The following is a 14,041-nucleotide window of genomic DNA, read 5'->3' on the forward strand; positions in this document are numbered from 1 at the left end:
AAACTCTGCCCACCAACTTGCATACTGGTGGGCAGCGTCATTTGAGGGAGAGAACAATGCGAGTCCTGTTGGTAGAAGATGACGTCATGCTGGGGGATGGCATGGTGGATGCCCTGCGCAGCAGCGGTTACACAGTGGACTGGCTGCAGCAGGGGTTGCCCGCCCTGTCGGCGCTCAAGAGCGAGGAGTTCGCCGCCCTCATCCTGGATCTCAATCTGCCGGACATCGACGGCATCAGCCTGCTGCGCAAGCTGCGCCGGGAGGGACAGACGCTGCCGGTGCTCATCCTCACCGCCCGGGATGCCCTGGACGATCGGGTGCTGGGGCTGGATGCGGGCTCCGATGACTACATGGTCAAGCCCTTCGCCCTGCAGGAGCTCAACGCCCGCCTGCGCGCCCTGGTGCGCCGCAGCAAGGGCCAGGCCCAGGCGGTGCTGGAGTATGGCGACATCCTCATCTACCCCGAATCCCAGCAGGTCACCTATCAGGGAGAGGCGGTCAAGCTGACCCCCCACGAGTACAAGCTGCTGCAGGAGCTCATCAGCCAGAGCGGCCGGGTGCTGAGCCGCGATCAGCTGCAGCAGAGCCTCTATGGCTGGGATGAGGGGGCAGAGAGCAATGCGGTGGAGGTGCACATTCACCACCTGCGCAAGAAGTTCTTCCCCGAGCTCATCCGCAATATCCGCGGCGTCGGCTACATAGTGCCGCAGCCAGATACCCCGGGCAGCAGAGGGATGCCCGCCCGATGAGTCGCGTCCGCTCCATTCGCCGCTTCCTGCTCTCCGGCATCCTGGCCCTGGTCAGCCTCAGCCTGGCCGTCAGCGGCCTCATCGGCTACCTGGAAGCCAATCACGAGATGGAAGAGCTGTTTGATGCCCGTCTCGCCCAGTCCGCCCGCATCACCAACCAGCTGCTCAGCCGTTATCTGAAGCAGCGCGGCGAGCTGCCCAGCAACGGGGCCGTCTACCAGGAGTGGGAGCAGGCAGTGCCCGCCGACCCCCATCAGGAGAAGCACAGCTTCAGCCAGCTGGGGCGGGACAACGAGTTCACCCCCTACGGCCACGAGTTCGAGCACAACCTCTACTTCCAGCTGCTCAACGAGCAAGGCACCATACTGCTGCGCTCGCCCAATGCGCCGGAGCAGCCCCTGACCACCCTGGAGCGCGGCTTCAACAGCGAGACCAAGGATCACCACGAGTGGCGCACCTTCACCCTCTACAACGAGGATGAGCAGACCTGGCTCATAGTCGCGGAGCGGGATGACGAGCGGGGGGAGCTGGCCAGCAAGATGGCCACCCTGACCATGCTGCCGCTCTTCATCACCCTGCCCTTCCTGCTCGGCCTGCTGTGGTGGCTGGTCACCCGGGGGCTGGCCCCGCTGAATCAACTCACCCAGGCCATAGGGGAGCGCCATCCCGCCAACCTGAGCCCGCTCAACCTGGCCATCAAGGCCGAGGAGCTGACGCCGCTGGTGTCGGAGATCAACCGCCTGATGCACACCCTGGCAGACACCATAGAGCGAGAGAAGCAGTTCACCAACGAGGCGGCCCACGAACTGCGCACCCCGCTGGCGGTGCTGCGCATCCACAGTGAAAATGCCCTGGCCGCCGAGGATGACGCCAGCCGCGAGCAGGCGCTGCGCAAGATGCTGCTGGCCCTCGATCGCAGCGACCGGCTGATCCGCCAGCTGCTGACCCAGGCCCGCATCGACAACCAGCAGGCCCCGGCACTCGGCAAGCTGGATCTGAGCCTGCTGTTGCAGGGCACCCTGGCTACCCTGGCCCCCATAGCCCTGAGGAAGGATCTGCAGCTCTCCCTGGAGGGAGACGAGCATCTGCAGGTGATGGGGCAGGCCATGTTGCTGGATCTGATGTTTGGCAACCTCATCGACAACGCGCTGCGCTACACCCAGGTGGGCGGCGAGGTCGCCGTGGTGATCACCCAGGAGGGCAACAGGGTCAGGGTGGATGTGCGGGACAACGGCCCCGGCATCCCCACCGCCGCCCTGTCACGCCTGTGCGAGCGCTTCTTCCGGGTCAATCCCCAGCAGGGGGACGGGGTGGGCCTTGGCATGGCCATAGTGCAGCGCATAGTGCAGTTGCACGGCGCGGACCTCGACATCCACAACAGGCCCGAGGGGGGCCTTGAGGTGAGCGTGCTGCTGCCCGCCCCGCCGCGCCAGGCATAGGCGGCGCAAGCCTCAGGGAAAAAAGCGCGGGGGCCCAAGCCCCCGCGCACCATTTGTGATCCCAAAGAGGCCTTCCTAGCCACAGCTCGGCTGCACAGTGAAGGTGCGGGAAGAGTCCACCGGCCCCAGCTCCGCCAGCAGGCGACGACCGAGCAGCACGGGATAGATCATGTCGCTGCGATCCCGCAGGGTGAACCACTCCTTGTAGAGCTTGTCACCGACACAGACAGACATGGTCACAGTGGGACGCTCCTCCATGCCACCGGCGCCGCGCACCGTCACGCTGCGCTCCACCGGGCGCTCCAGGGTCTGGCGCACCTCCTTGTCGGTGTTGGCATCGGTCAGCACCAGGGTGAAGCGCACCCAGGGCTTGCCGTCACGCTTGAAGTGGTGCAGCTCTCGCGCATCGAGCGACGACGTGAGGGCGCCGGTATCCAGCTTCATCTTGACCGCCACCCCACCTGGCATGAGCACGCCCTTCTCTATCCAGCCATAGACGGTGGGGGCGGCCCAGGCGCCCGATGAGAGGCAGAGGCTGGCCAGCAACAACCAGCCTGCTTTGTGTGATACGGACAATGTGTTCTCCTCGTCGAAGCGGGCCCACGCTGGCCCTCTGCGCCAGAGTGGGCAGCACACAGGCCACTGTCAACTGGCAAAAGGGGCGCAGGCGCCCAGACCCCGAGTTTCTGGCGTTCACGGCATGGGGGATCCGACAGCAGTTGACCGTGATTCAAGGGGCAAAAAGAGGGAAGAGAGGGGCCGTGGCGAGGTGCTGGATGAAGCTGGTGGCCAACCTCAGGTTGTGACGCCAAAGGCTAACACAATGATGAGCGAATTATCAGTCTTGTTCTGGCGGGATTTTTGCCTAGACTGTTGTAAACCGGAGGCCTTGAAAACCTGCGGTTTTTTTGTGCCTGCCGAAAATTTTGCCCACTGCAACAGTGACTTTCACAAGGCTCAATAAGGAATTTGCAATGCGTATCGAAGAAGACTTGAAGCTCGGTTTCAAGGATGTACTGTTTCGTCCCAAGCGCTCTACCCTCAAGAGCCGCTCCCAAGTCAGCCTGACCCGTCAGTTCACCTTCAAGCACACCCAGACCCAGTGGCAGGGGGTGCCCGTCATCGCCGCCAACATGGACACCGTCGGCACCTTCGCCATGGCGCGTACCCTGGCGGGCTTCGAGATGATGACGGCGGTACACAAGCACTACAGCCTCGCCCAGTGGCAAGCCTTCGTGAACGACACAGATCCGGCCCTGCTCGGCCATGTGATGGTCTCCACCGGCACCTCGGAGGAGGACTTCATCAAGACCCGCCAGATCCTCGCCATGTCAGAGGCCCTGCGCTTCATCTGCGTGGACGTGGCCAACGGCTACTCCCAGCACTTCGTCGAGTTCCTGCGCAAGATCCGTGAAGCCTGCCCCAACCACGTCATCCTGGCGGGCAACGTGGTCACCGGCGAGATGGTGGAGGAGCTGATCCTCTCCGGCGCCGACATCGTCAAGGTGGGCATAGGCCCGGGCTCGGTCTGCACCACCCGGGTCAAGACAGGGGTCGGTTATCCCCAGCTCTCCGCCATCATAGAGTGCGCCGATGCGGCCCACGGCCTCGGCGGCCAGATAGTCGGTGACGGCGGCTGCACCTGCCCGGGCGACGTGGCCAAGGCGTTTGGCGGCGGCGCCGACTTCGTGATGCTGGGAGGCATGCTGGCGGCCCACGAGGAGTGCGGCGGCGAGGTGGTGGATGTCGATGGCGCCCCCTTCATGAAGTTCTATGGCATGAGCTCCTCGAGCGCCATGGACAAGCACGCCGGCGGCGTCGCCGAGTACCGTGCCTCCGAAGGCAAGACTGTGCTGCTGCCCTACCGCGGCCCGGTCGAGAATGCCGTGCGCGACATCCTGGGCGGCGTGCGCTCCACCTGCACCTACGTCGGCGCCAGCCAGCTCAAGGAGCTCACCAAGCGCACCACCTTTATCCGGGTTCGCGAGCAGGAGAATAACGTCTACGGCAAGGAGTAACTCGCCGCAGACCGCCGTCACTCGCTGACGGTTAGAAGCCAATCCACCGGTGTGCTACCCTGCGCACCGGTTTTTTTTGCATCTGGAACCCCGAGCCATGACAAGCCCCCTGCCCCCCTTTGACTGGGACATCTTCTGCACCGTGGTGGACAACTTCGGCGACATAGGCGTCACCTGGCGGCTGGCCCGCCAGCTGGAGCGGGAGGGGCATGGTCAGGTACGGCTCTGGGTGGACGATCTGACGAGCTTCGCCCGCATCTGTCCTGGGCTGGATCCCGCGCGGGATGGCCAGTGGGTCGAGGGGATCCACATCCAGCGCTGGCAGGGCCCCCTGCCAGCGGATGCCATCCCGGCTAGCGTGGTCATAGAGGCATTTGCCTGCGAGCTGCCCGCCCCCTTCATCGAACGCATGGTCGAGCAGAGCCCGCCCCCCTGCTGGATCAATCTGGAATACCTCAGTGCCGAAGCCTGGGTCGAGGATTGTCACGGCCTCGCCTCCCCCCAGCGGGTGGGCAAGCTGAGCCTCAACAAATACTTCTTCTTCCCGGGTTTCACCCCCAGAACCGGTGGCCTGCTGTGCGAGCAGGGGCTGGTGGCAGAGCGGGATCGCTGGCAGCAAGACGAGGCTGGCCTTGCCGCCTACTGGGCCAGCCTGGGGCTGCCGCCCAAGGCGCAAGACGAGCTGCGGATAAGCCTCTTTACCTACGAGAGCGAGGCGCTGAAAAGCCTGGTCGCGAGCTGGAGCCAGGGCGCTACTCCGGTCACCCTGCTGCTGCCCATGGGGCGCGCCCTCCCCGACGTGCTCTGCGGCGCCGGTCTTGAGAGTGCCATAGGCACGGCCCGGGCGGGAGATCTGCTGCAGGCGGGCCAGCTCGCCATCAAGCTGCTGCCGATGACGAGCCAGGCGGGCTACGATCGGCTGCTGTGGAGCTGCGATCTCAACCTGGTGCGCGGCGAAGACTCCTTCGTGCGAGCCCAATGGGCGGCAAGGCCCTTCCTGTGGCACATCTATCAGCAGGAAGAGGAGGCCCACCTCGTCAAGCTGGCGCACTTCCTCGACCACTATCTGGAGGCCTTGCCCGCCGATGACGGCCAGTGGCTGCGCGAGCTCAACCTGGCCCTCAACAGAGGGGAAGATTGCAGCGAACTCTGGGCCCAATGGCCGATCCACGGCACACTTTGGCAACAACATGCGCGAAGCTGGTCACAGAAGTTGCTGCGGGAAGGGGATCTCGTCACTCGGCTGGTGAAATTTTTAGAAAGCCGTATATAATCTGGCAGTTTTTATCTGCCCGTATACGAACAGGAATTTTTACATGAAAACCGCACAGGAAATCCGCGCTGGTAACGTCGTCATGATCGGTACCGAGCCGATGGTGGTCCAGAAAGCCGAATTCAACAAATCCGGCCGTAACTCCGCCGTGGTCAAGATGAAGCTGAAAGGCCTGCTGAACGGCAGCGCCACCGAGACCGTATTCAAGGCCGACGACAAGCTGGAAGTCGTTCAGCTGGAGCGTAAAGAGTGCACCTACTCTTACTTCTCCGACCCCCTGTATGTCTTCATGGACACCGAGTACAACCAGTACGACGTCGAGAAAGACAACCTGGGTGACGCCCTGAACTACATGGTTGACGGCATGGAAGACATCTGCGAAGTGACTTTCTACAACGAGAAAGCCATCTCCGTCGAACTGCCGACCACCATAGTTCGCGAAGTCGAGTACACCGAGCCGGCCGCCCGTGGCGACACCTCCGGTAAAGTGACCAAGCCGGCCCGCCTGAAGGGCACCACCTACGAGCTGGCCGTTGCCGCCTTCGTAGAGATCGGCGACAAGATCGAAATCGACACCCGCACCGGCGAGTTCAAGCGTCGCGTCAACTGATTTGACGGCTTCACGCCCGTGTTGAAAAAAGCGAGCCCCAGGCTCGCTTTTTCTTTATGGGGATCCGCCCTGCGATCATTCAGCCCCGGTCAGTGACAGCGGGCCGTCCATTGAGGGAGAATTCCCCTGCCCCCTTTCGTCTCGCGCCGATTGGGGCTACACCATGAAGTCAGGTTCCTCCTCCCTCACAGGCTCCCTATGACATCTCATCAAAAACTCCTGCTGTTGCTGCTCACCCTGGTACTGCTGGTGCTCTCCGGCTGGCAACCCTATGACAGGGTCACCTGGCTGCTGGAAGTCGCCCCCGTGCTGATCGTCGTGCCGTTGCTGCTGCTGAGCCAGCGCAGCTACCCCCTCACCAGCCTGCTCTATTTGTGCATCTTCCTGCACGGGGCCGTGCTGATGCTGGGGGGCGCTTACACCTATGCCCGGGTACCGCTCGGTTTCGATCTGCAGCAGTGGTTCGATCTCGGTCGCAACCCCTATGACAAGATTGGCCACTTCTTCCAGGGGTTCGTGCCCGCCCTGGCCTGCCGCGAGATACTGCTGCGCGGCCACCATGTGCAGGGCAAGAAGATGCTGGTGTTTCTGGTGATCTGCGTGGTGCTCGCCGTCAGCGCCAGCTATGAACTCATCGAGTGGGGCGCCGCACTGGCACTGGGTCAGGGCGCCGACGAGTTCCTCGGCACCCAGGGGGATCCCTGGGATACCCAGTCCGACATCTTCTGTGCCCTGGTGGGGGCCGTCAGCGCCCTGTTGCTGCTCTCCCCCCTGCACGACCGCCAGCTCAGCAGGCTTGCCAGGCCCTGAGCCCGTCGAGGGAAGGGCTTGCCCCTTCCCTCTTTCTCCTGGATCCTCCGGGCCCCCTTCAGAAATCCGGCGCGCCGCCGCTAACCCAGTCAACCGGGGAGCGCATCATGGCCAGATTATCCTTACCACTGCTGTTTTTGACCCTGCTGGCGAGCACCACCTTGCCGGCCAACGAGATCTCGCCCCCAGCCCCCCTGGATCACTGGCAGGAGAGCGACTGGAAGGGGGTGCCCGACAGCACCCGGATCGACAAGCAGAGGGTGCTCTTCGCCAAGCACGACGGCGACAGCTACCTGGGGCTCGCCATACTGCTGCCGGACTGGCAGCGCAGCGGCCAGCTGTGGCAGCTGACCCGGGAGCTGGGGCGACTCGGCTTCGACACCCTGCTGCTGCTCCCCTCCCCCCAACAGACCGAGCTGGATCCGGCCTCCGAGAAGAAGCAGGAGACCATAGAGGCGTTTCGCCAGCAATTTGCCGAGCGCATCGTCAAGCTAGGTGATGCCAAGCTGCAAGAGGGCGGCTTCAAGCTACTGCTGGCGCAAGGCACCAGTGCGGCCTGGGCCGCCAACCTCATCACCAGCGAGCAGTTGCCCGCCCCCGATGCCCTGGTGCTGCTCGACGGTTTCTTTCCCAACCAGCTGAGCAACCAGACCCTGGCCAAGCAGGTGGCCCAGGCCAGCATTCCCACCCTGGATCTCTATCAGGAAGACGGGGGGCGCTGGCCCCTGCTGGCGGCCGAGGCGCGGCGCAGCGAGAGCCGCCGCAGCCACAAGCTCAACTACCGCCCCTACGCCCTGATGGAGCTGGACGAAACGCCGGGGCGCATCCAGGGCTGGCTAACCCATCTGGGCTGGATCTGACCCGAACGACTAGCAAGTATGGAATTGGGCCATTCGGCCTGTCTGCATCCGGGCTGGTCAGCCCCCCTCCATCTTTGGCATCATGGCGACTCCCACGCGGCAGCGAACGGCAGGAGGCTTCATGCAGCAAATCGTGTTTCTCGACAGTGACACCCTGGACGCCGGCATCAATCTGCGTCGCCCCGATTTCCCCCATCACTGGCAAAGCTACCCAGAGACGAAGCCGGAACAGGTGGTGGAGCGGCTCAGGTGCGCCAGCATCGCCATCATCAACAAGATCCGCATCGGCAAGGACGAACTGGCCCAGTTGCCGGAGCTGCGCCTGATCGCCCTGGCGGCCACCGGCAGCGACAACCTGGATCTGGAAGCCTGCCGCGCCGCCAATGTCGCCGTGTGCAACATCCGCAACTATTCGGGCCCCTCGGTTCCCGAACACGCCATGGCACTGATGCTGGCCCTGTCACGCAACCTGTTCGCCTGGCGCCAGTCCCTGCAGGAGGGGCGCTGGCAGCAGAGCGGCCAGTTCTGTTTCTTCGATCACCCCATCATGGATCTGCACGGCAAGCGGCTCGGCATCATAGGCAAGGGCACCCTGGGTCAGGCCCTGGGGCAGAGAGCCGGCGCCATCGGCATGGAGGTCTTCTATGCCCAGAGCCAGGTCGGCGCCCCCGGGGATGAAGACAGATTGCCCCTGGAGGCCCTGCTGCAGAGCTCGGATGTGATCAGCCTGCACTGCCCGCTCACCCCCTACACCCGCCACCTCATCGGGGAGCGGGAGCTGGCCATGATGAAACCGGGGGCCCTGCTGATCAACGTGGGCCGCGGCGGCCTGGTGGACGAGCAGGCCCTGCTGGAGGCGCTCGGCAACGGTCGCCTCGGCGGCGCCGGGTTCGATGTGGCAAGCGTCGAGCCACCGCCCCCCGACCACCCCCTGATGCAGGCGCTGCGTTACCCCAACTTCATCCTGACGCCCCATGTGGCCTGGGCCAGCGAGGAGTCGATGCAGCGTCTCGCGGATCAGCTTATCGACAACATCAACGCCTTCGCCCTCGGCAGGCGCCAGCACCGCCTGGTCTAAACGACGGAGACGAAAAAGGGGCCACCGGCCCCTTTTTCATTATGCTCGGGATGACATCAGTCATCGTCGTGCCATCTGCGCTTCTTGTACTTCTTGTGATGCTTGTGGTGGCCATTGTGATAGCCGTTGTCACCCCGGTAGCGGTGACCGCCCCGGTAGTCGTTGTTGGACTCGTGGCTATCGCCGGTTCTGGCCCCGATGGCAGAGCCACCGGCCCCGCCTATGCCGGCGCCGATCAGGCGACCGGTATCGCCACCCACGCTCTTGCCGATGGCGGCGCCACCCAGGGCACCGACGGCGCCACCTAGGGCAGCCTCATTCTTGTTGCCCCTGTCGGCCGTGGCCGCACCGCCTGCCGCACCGCCGACGGCTGCTCCCACCAGGGCGCCGGTGTCGCCCCCCAGCTGCTTGCCTATCATGGTGCCCGCGACGCCGCCGACGCCACCACCGAGTATGGTGTTGAGGGTCTCGGACGCCTGCGCCTGACCATTGCCCAACAGCAGCGCGCCCAGCAGCGCCACTGCGCTCATGCCGTATTTGTTCATCTCCATGGGGTACTCCTGTCAAACCTGATGTCTGATTGATTATTTTTCCCTGCACTATACAAAGCGCCCCGGACTCCGCTACCGGGATTACGACGTCTTCGCCGACAGGCTGACTGTCTCTGCTTCGCGACATGGCTCAATCACATGGGCTAACCGACTGAAAATGAATTAAAAAAAAAGGTCACATGGGAAATTATCCCCACTGTGACCCCTTTCTCGGCCATTCAGGCCCTTTTTCTCCCGATGACGGTCAGACAGATACTGTCACTACAGCCCCTTTGGAGGGAGGCGAAGTGGCTGACAGATGCCAGCAGTCCCGTCCCTGCCGCTTGCTCTGGTACAGACACTCATCCGCCCGATCGAGCAGGGCAGCGGCGTCATCCGGGTAGCGTGCCCCGCCCGCACTCAGGGTGATGCACTCCTCAAACTCGCGCCACTTCAGCGCCCGCACCCGGGCCAGCAGATGGGTCAGGCGATCCTCGACCTCTTCCTGCTCCCAGGGCAGCAGGGCCGCAAACTCATCCCCCCCGATGCGGTAGACCTGAGCCTCTCCCAGGGTTCTTGCCATTATGGTGGCCACCCGGAACAGCACCCCATCCCCTACCCCGTGCCCCCAGCTGTCATTGACGCGCTTGAAGCTATCCACATCAAACAGCACCAGCCAGTGGGGCCTCTCCTCCTGCGCCAGCCTGGCCCTGTCCTGCTCGAAGGCCCGCCGGTTCATGATGCCGGTGAGGGGATCGTGCAGCAGGGCATCCTGCCCCTGCTGCAGGCTGTTTCTCACCTGATGGATCTCCCCCAGGCTGCCGTGCACGAACCAGGTGCGCTGGCGCAGCTGGATCTCCATCAGCGCCTCATCCTGAACGAGGCCACAGAGGGAGCGCTGCACCAGGGTCTGCTCCTGGCGAAAGATGCGCACCAGAAACAGCAGGCTGCACAGCCAGATGGCGAGCAGCGCCAGTGCGGGCAGCACCACCATCAGCAGGGTATCTTGCAGGTTGCCGCGAAAGTGGGTGGGGGGCAGATAGATGTTGAGATCCCAGTCGATATCCGACAGCGGCAACCTCAGGTGACAGCCTTTGCGGATCACGCTCAGCCCGGCTCCCTGGCTAGAGGCGCCGGAGACAGCCGGCAGCAGTGACAGGTTGTGTCCCACCACCAGCCGCCCATCCTTGCGCTCTGTGATGTAGAGGGCGGCCTGGTCGCTGCCCATCGCCCGTTGCAGCGCCGCCTGCAGCGAGTTGAACGACATGTCGACCATCAGCAGGCCCAGCAGTTGCCCCTCGTCATCCTTGACCCGCTTGATCAGGGTCAGGACCTCTGCGTCGCTGCCGAACTCCTGGTAGGGACCAAACCAGATGAGCTCGTCGCTGTCGCTGGCCAGGGCCTGATACCAGGGGCGCCTCTGCGCCTGATAGTCGGTCGGTACCGGCCAGTCGGGATAGCTGTCGAGACGGTCAAAGCGGGCGTTGTAGAAGTAGAGGAAGTGGGCGTCGTGCTTGAACTGGTGGGCTATGGCCCAGATCCCGTTGATGGCCGAGTCGCCCCTCGCGATGGCCTGCTTGTCCAGGGAGGCCTCCAGCACGCCAAGCTGGCGCCGATTGGCCAGCACCATCTCGTGGATCAGGGTGGCGTCTATGGAGGTGAGCATGTGGTCATAGCCGGCCAGGGTCTTGTCTATGCTGCGCAGGTAGCTGGCCGCGGCCAGCAACAGGGTGGCGATCAGCACCAGGGCACCGAGCAGGAACGACAGCGGCGTCAGTATGTAGTAGCGTTCCTTGATGATAGTTGCAGGCATGCCACCCTCTATAAAATGTCACGTAAGATGCATTTTATAGTGGAAAACACCACCGTTATATTGATTGAAGTCATTAACACCCAAGGTTAATGACAATAAAGACATCAAGGGGCCATGCCCGGTTTCGTCATCTGAATATCCATAAAAAGTAGAAACAGTCATCACCCAGCGTTGACGGTTTCTTGCACAGAAGGTGTTATAGTCCATGACTCGAGAAATCGGAGCCAGATGACCTTTGTCGGCAACGCTGGCAGCAACGATTCATCAACCAAGGAGATGTTATGAGCAGTCCGTTTATCGAACAGATCAAAGTACGTCGTACCATCTATGCCCTGGGTGACCAGGTGACCCATTCCGAGGCCCAGCTGACGGCCCTCATCAAGGATGCCATCAAGCACAGCCCCTCCTCCTTCAACTCCCAGAGCTCCCGTGCCGTCATCCTGTTTGGCGAGCAGCACCACAAGCTGTGGGACATCGTCAAAGCTGAATTGAAAAAGATTGTGCCGCCAGAGGCCTATCCCCAGAGCGAAGCCAAGGTAAACGGCAGCTTCCGCGCCGGTTTCGGGACTGTGCTGTTCTTCGAGGACACCGCCGTCATCAAGGATCTGCAGCAGAAATTCGCCCTCTATGCCGACAACTTCCCCATCTGGTCCGAACATGCCACCGGGATCGCCCAGTTTGCGGTCTGGACCACCCTGGCCCAGGAAGGCATAGGCGCCTCCTTGCAGCACTACAACCCGCTGATCGACGAAGCGGTTCGCCAGGAGTGGGACCTGCCCGCCAGCTGGCTGCTGCGTGCCCAGATGCCCTTTGGCAGCATAGAGCAACCGGCCGGTGACAAGACCTTCATGGACGACGAGGTCCGCTTCCGGGTCTTCAAATAGTCCCGGGGTCTCGCCCGCTCAAGCCCTCGCTCGCCGGGGGCTTTTTGTTGCCCGCCTCTCGGGTCGGCAGCGTTACCAGCAAGGGGCCAGCTTCCTTCGCGACCACAGTCACCTGACTCCAATCGGGGATCACCGCCACGACCGCCGGGTCGAGCCGCCTGTCGCCCCCGATCTGCACCACGGGGCAACCGGCCTGCAGGGCGCTGAGTATCCCCGCCGGGGCATCCTCGAACACCAGGCAGTCGGCGGGAGTAAGACCCAGCCGGCGCGCGGCGAGCAGATAAGGCTCGGGATCCGGCTTGCCCCGCTCCACCTCCTCTGCCCCGATCAATAGTTTTGGCAACGGCAACCCGGCACTGGCCAGGCGGTGCCGCGCCACCCGCTGGCTCGCGGAGGTCACCAGCGCCCAGCGATCCGGCGCCAGGGCCGCCAGCAGGGTGCGGGCCCCGGCGATCGGCTCGGCCACCCCCGCATGCTGGATCTCCAGCTCGTCGAGCAGCGCCACCTCCCGGGCCAGATCCAGCTGTGGCGCCAGCGCGCGGATCACCTCCCGCGAGCGCACCCCGTGGCACATGGCCAGCACAGGCGCGGGATCCAGCCGATGGCCCTGGCACCAGAGCCGCCACACGGTCTCCACCTCGTCGGTGGAGTGCACCAGGGTGCCGTCCATGTCCAGCAGCAGGGCCTCGGCCCTCAGGGTGAGCATGGTCATGCGGTTCTCCCCGCCAGCACGTCGACGAAGGCCTGCCGCTGGGCCGACTGCTCATAGCAGGCGAGCGCCTGTTCGGTATTGCTCGCCCACACCGGCAGGGGCCCGACGGCAAATCCCTGCTGCAACAGGCTGGTCAACAGCTCACCCGTCTCCGGCGCCGCCAGTGGCTGGGCCATTACCAGGCTTCCCTTGATCAAGAACAGATAACGTTCGCTCGACATGACATGACTCCTTGTGGCTGGTCAGAGGGCCAAAGGCCCGTTTCGAGACCATTAGAACAAGGCAGTTAGATAATTTATAATCAATAAATCGTCACATTGGATAACCAAATGGAATGAAATTCGACTTAAGGCAACTGCAGGCCTTCGTCATGCTGGCCGAGACCGCCAACTACCGGGAGGCCGCCAGTCGGCTCTTCATCACGCAACCGGCGCTGACCAAGCAGATCCAGGGGCTGGAGCTGGCGCTCGGCAGCACCCTGTTCAACCGGGGCCGCCACGGTGCAGAGCTGACCGCCATCGGCACCCAGTTGCTGCCCCAGGCCCGCGCCCTGGTGGAACACGGCAAGGGATTCGAGCACCACGCCCTGGCGCTGGCGAGTGGCGCCGCCGGGCGCCTCAAGATAGGGTTCGGGCTGTCGAGCTTCGCACTGGCCCCCTCCCTGGTGGCCCGCTTCAAGCAGCAGGCCCCCGATGTGATGGTGCACCTGCAGGACATGACCTCCGCCGTCCAGCACGATCTGCTGCTGGCGGGGCGGCTGCAGATAGGCTTTATGCGAAGGCCAGAGGCGCCACAGCTGAGGGAGCACAGGTTGCTGACCGACCGGCTGGTGCTGGCCGTGCCGAGCCAGATGACGGGACCGGATCCGGCTGCGTTCGACGTGGAGCGGGCGCTGACCACGCAGCCGCTGTTGCAGATGGTGGGCCACCGCTGCCCCGGCCTCAGCCAGCAGATCGCCCGCTTCCTCGGCGCCAACCGGCTGACCGGCATGATCCAGGAGGCGGAAGACATCCAGACCCTGGTGGCCCTGGTGGCCGCCGGCATAGGCAACGCCATACTGCCCCGCAGCGTCGGCTTCATCGCGGGCAAGGACGTGACCCTCTATCCCCTGTCCGGCCCCTGGTCCGAGTGGGAGATAAGCCTGGTGTGGAACCCCGACTTTGCGGATCCTATTCGGGATCGCTTCCTGACCCTGGTCAGGGCCATGCACCCGGAGGCTGAATAAAACGGCGGAAAACCAAAGGGATGACCACGATCTCTCGTGC

Annotated in this window: 15 protein-coding genes; 10 read left to right on the forward strand and 5 right to left on the reverse strand. The window is 63.6% G+C overall.

The window, feature by feature from the left end; all coding sequences use genetic code 11:
- Nucleotides 1–56 precede the first annotated feature (56 nt).
- Both Aeroheme_RS15440 and Aeroheme_RS15445 read left to right on the forward strand, forming a co-directional pair.
- On the forward strand, nucleotides 57–749 hold the full coding sequence (locus Aeroheme_RS15440) for a response regulator (protein ID WP_139744265.1): 693 nt from the start codon (nucleotides 57–59) through the stop codon (nucleotides 747–749).
- A complete protein-coding gene (locus Aeroheme_RS15445) occupies nucleotides 746–2,188 on the forward strand; it encodes an ATP-binding protein (protein ID WP_411166157.1) in 1,443 nt (480 codons plus the stop codon). Before Aeroheme_RS15440 ends, Aeroheme_RS15445 begins: the two co-directional genes overlap by 4 nt.
- A 75-nt stretch (nucleotides 2,189–2,263) precedes the next feature.
- Here Aeroheme_RS15445 and Aeroheme_RS15450 read toward each other — a convergent pair whose 3' ends face one another.
- Nucleotides 2,264–2,764, reverse strand: a complete 501-nt coding sequence (locus tag Aeroheme_RS15450) for an ATP-dependent zinc protease (protein WP_106887571.1) — start codon at nucleotides 2,762–2,764, stop codon at nucleotides 2,264–2,266.
- Between the two features lie 398 nt (nucleotides 2,765–3,162).
- Here Aeroheme_RS15450 and Aeroheme_RS15455 point away from each other — a divergent pair, with 398 nt between their 5' ends.
- The 6 genes from Aeroheme_RS15455 to Aeroheme_RS15480 all read left to right on the forward strand — a co-directional run bounded on the left by Aeroheme_RS15455 (nucleotide 3,163) and on the right by Aeroheme_RS15480 (nucleotide 8,837).
- Nucleotides 3,163–4,206, forward strand: coding sequence for a GMP reductase (locus tag Aeroheme_RS15455; protein ID WP_234678259.1), 1,044 nt, complete (start codon nucleotides 3,163–3,165; stop codon nucleotides 4,204–4,206).
- Between the two features lie 97 nt (nucleotides 4,207–4,303).
- Nucleotides 4,304–5,479, forward strand: a complete 1,176-nt coding sequence (gene earP, locus Aeroheme_RS15460) for an elongation factor P maturation arginine rhamnosyltransferase EarP (RefSeq protein WP_411166158.1) — start codon at nucleotides 4,304–4,306, stop codon at nucleotides 5,477–5,479.
- Between the two features lie 43 nt (nucleotides 5,480–5,522).
- Nucleotides 5,523–6,089, forward strand: coding sequence for an elongation factor P (efp, locus tag Aeroheme_RS15465; RefSeq protein ID WP_011707002.1), 567 nt, complete (start codon nucleotides 5,523–5,525; stop codon nucleotides 6,087–6,089).
- Between the two features lie 198 nt (nucleotides 6,090–6,287).
- Entirely contained in the window at nucleotides 6,288–6,899 is a 612-nt protein-coding gene (locus Aeroheme_RS15470) for a DUF2238 domain-containing protein (RefSeq protein ID WP_411166159.1), read from the forward strand.
- Between the two features lie 107 nt (nucleotides 6,900–7,006).
- Nucleotides 7,007–7,759 (forward strand): DUF3530 family protein, encoded by a 753-nt coding sequence (locus Aeroheme_RS15475; RefSeq protein WP_289975981.1) that lies wholly within the window; start codon nucleotides 7,007–7,009, stop codon nucleotides 7,757–7,759.
- A 121-nt stretch (nucleotides 7,760–7,880) separates the two neighbouring features.
- Complete coding sequence (locus tag Aeroheme_RS15480; RefSeq protein WP_111910355.1) at nucleotides 7,881–8,837, forward strand: D-2-hydroxyacid dehydrogenase; 957 nt, start codon at nucleotides 7,881–7,883, stop codon at nucleotides 8,835–8,837.
- Nucleotides 8,838–8,893: 56 nt separating this feature from the next.
- Here Aeroheme_RS15480 and Aeroheme_RS15485 read toward each other — a convergent pair whose 3' ends face one another.
- Both Aeroheme_RS15485 and Aeroheme_RS15490 read right to left on the reverse strand, forming a co-directional pair.
- The gene (locus tag Aeroheme_RS15485) at nucleotides 8,894–9,388 is read right to left on the reverse strand and encodes a glycine zipper domain-containing protein (RefSeq protein ID WP_111910356.1); all 495 of its coding nucleotides are present in this window, start codon (nucleotides 9,386–9,388) and stop codon (nucleotides 8,894–8,896) included.
- A gap of 244 nt (nucleotides 9,389–9,632) precedes the next feature.
- The gene (locus Aeroheme_RS15490) at nucleotides 9,633–11,180 is read right to left on the reverse strand and encodes a diguanylate cyclase domain-containing protein (RefSeq protein WP_404835338.1); all 1,548 of its coding nucleotides are present in this window, start codon (nucleotides 11,178–11,180) and stop codon (nucleotides 9,633–9,635) included.
- A 281-nt stretch (nucleotides 11,181–11,461) separates the two neighbouring features.
- Here Aeroheme_RS15490 and Aeroheme_RS15495 point away from each other — a divergent pair, with 281 nt between their 5' ends.
- A complete protein-coding gene (locus tag Aeroheme_RS15495; RefSeq protein ID WP_106887579.1) occupies nucleotides 11,462–12,064 on the forward strand; it encodes a nitroreductase family protein in 603 nt (200 codons plus the stop codon).
- Here Aeroheme_RS15495 and Aeroheme_RS15500 read toward each other — a convergent pair.
- On the reverse strand, nucleotides 12,057–12,776 hold the full coding sequence (locus tag Aeroheme_RS15500) for an HAD-IA family hydrolase (protein ID WP_411166160.1): 720 nt from the start codon (nucleotides 12,774–12,776) through the stop codon (nucleotides 12,057–12,059). The two genes, Aeroheme_RS15495 and Aeroheme_RS15500, sit on opposite strands and share 8 nt — an antisense overlap.
- The gene (locus Aeroheme_RS15505) at nucleotides 12,773–12,997 is read right to left on the reverse strand and encodes a hypothetical protein (RefSeq protein WP_025326108.1); all 225 of its coding nucleotides are present in this window, start codon (nucleotides 12,995–12,997) and stop codon (nucleotides 12,773–12,775) included. The genes Aeroheme_RS15500 and Aeroheme_RS15505 overlap by 4 nt, the downstream gene beginning before the upstream one ends.
- A gap of 113 nt (nucleotides 12,998–13,110) precedes the next feature.
- Between Aeroheme_RS15505 and Aeroheme_RS15510 the strand changes: the two genes are divergently transcribed.
- On the forward strand, nucleotides 13,111–14,001 hold the full coding sequence (locus Aeroheme_RS15510; protein ID WP_163136340.1) for a LysR family transcriptional regulator: 891 nt from the start codon (nucleotides 13,111–13,113) through the stop codon (nucleotides 13,999–14,001).
- Nucleotides 14,002–14,041: the final 40 nt, after the last annotated feature.

Source organism: Aeromonas sp. DSM 116730 (genome assembly GCF_046581335.1).
GTDB lineage: Bacteria > Pseudomonadota > Gammaproteobacteria > Enterobacterales > Aeromonadaceae > Aeromonas > Aeromonas rivipollensis.

What these genes read in the sequence shown, in the direction of transcription:
- Aeroheme_RS15510 (WP_163136340.1), top strand. Translation starts at nt 13,111, where the DNA reads ATGAAATTCGACTTAAGGCAACTGCAGGCCTTCGTCATGCTGGCCGAG.
- Aeroheme_RS15475 (WP_289975981.1), top strand. Translation starts at nt 7,007, where the DNA reads ATGGCCAGATTATCCTTACCACTGCTGTTTTTGACCCTGCTGGCGAGC.
- Aeroheme_RS15505 (WP_025326108.1), bottom strand. Translation starts at nt 12,997, where the DNA reads ATGTCGAGCGAACGTTATCTGTTCTTGATCAAGGGAAGCCTGGTAATG.
- Aeroheme_RS15500 (WP_411166160.1), bottom strand. Translation starts at nt 12,776, where the DNA reads ATGACCATGCTCACCCTGAGGGCCGAGGCCCTGCTGCTGGACATGGAC.
- Aeroheme_RS15440 (WP_139744265.1), top strand. Translation starts at nt 57, where the DNA reads ATGCGAGTCCTGTTGGTAGAAGATGACGTCATGCTGGGGGATGGCATG.
- Aeroheme_RS15445 (WP_411166157.1), top strand. Translation starts at nt 746, where the DNA reads ATGAGTCGCGTCCGCTCCATTCGCCGCTTCCTGCTCTCCGGCATCCTG.
- Aeroheme_RS15480 (WP_111910355.1), top strand. Translation starts at nt 7,881, where the DNA reads ATGCAGCAAATCGTGTTTCTCGACAGTGACACCCTGGACGCCGGCATC.
- Aeroheme_RS15455 (WP_234678259.1), top strand. Translation starts at nt 3,163, where the DNA reads ATGCGTATCGAAGAAGACTTGAAGCTCGGTTTCAAGGATGTACTGTTT.
- Aeroheme_RS15495 (WP_106887579.1), top strand. Translation starts at nt 11,462, where the DNA reads ATGAGCAGTCCGTTTATCGAACAGATCAAAGTACGTCGTACCATCTAT.
- efp (WP_011707002.1), top strand. Translation starts at nt 5,523, where the DNA reads ATGAAAACCGCACAGGAAATCCGCGCTGGTAACGTCGTCATGATCGGT.
- Aeroheme_RS15485 (WP_111910356.1), bottom strand. Translation starts at nt 9,388, where the DNA reads ATGGAGATGAACAAATACGGCATGAGCGCAGTGGCGCTGCTGGGCGCG.
- Aeroheme_RS15490 (WP_404835338.1), bottom strand. Translation starts at nt 11,180, where the DNA reads ATGCCTGCAACTATCATCAAGGAACGCTACTACATACTGACGCCGCTG.
- Aeroheme_RS15470 (WP_411166159.1), top strand. Translation starts at nt 6,288, where the DNA reads ATGACATCTCATCAAAAACTCCTGCTGTTGCTGCTCACCCTGGTACTG.
- earP (WP_411166158.1), top strand. Translation starts at nt 4,304, where the DNA reads ATGACAAGCCCCCTGCCCCCCTTTGACTGGGACATCTTCTGCACCGTG.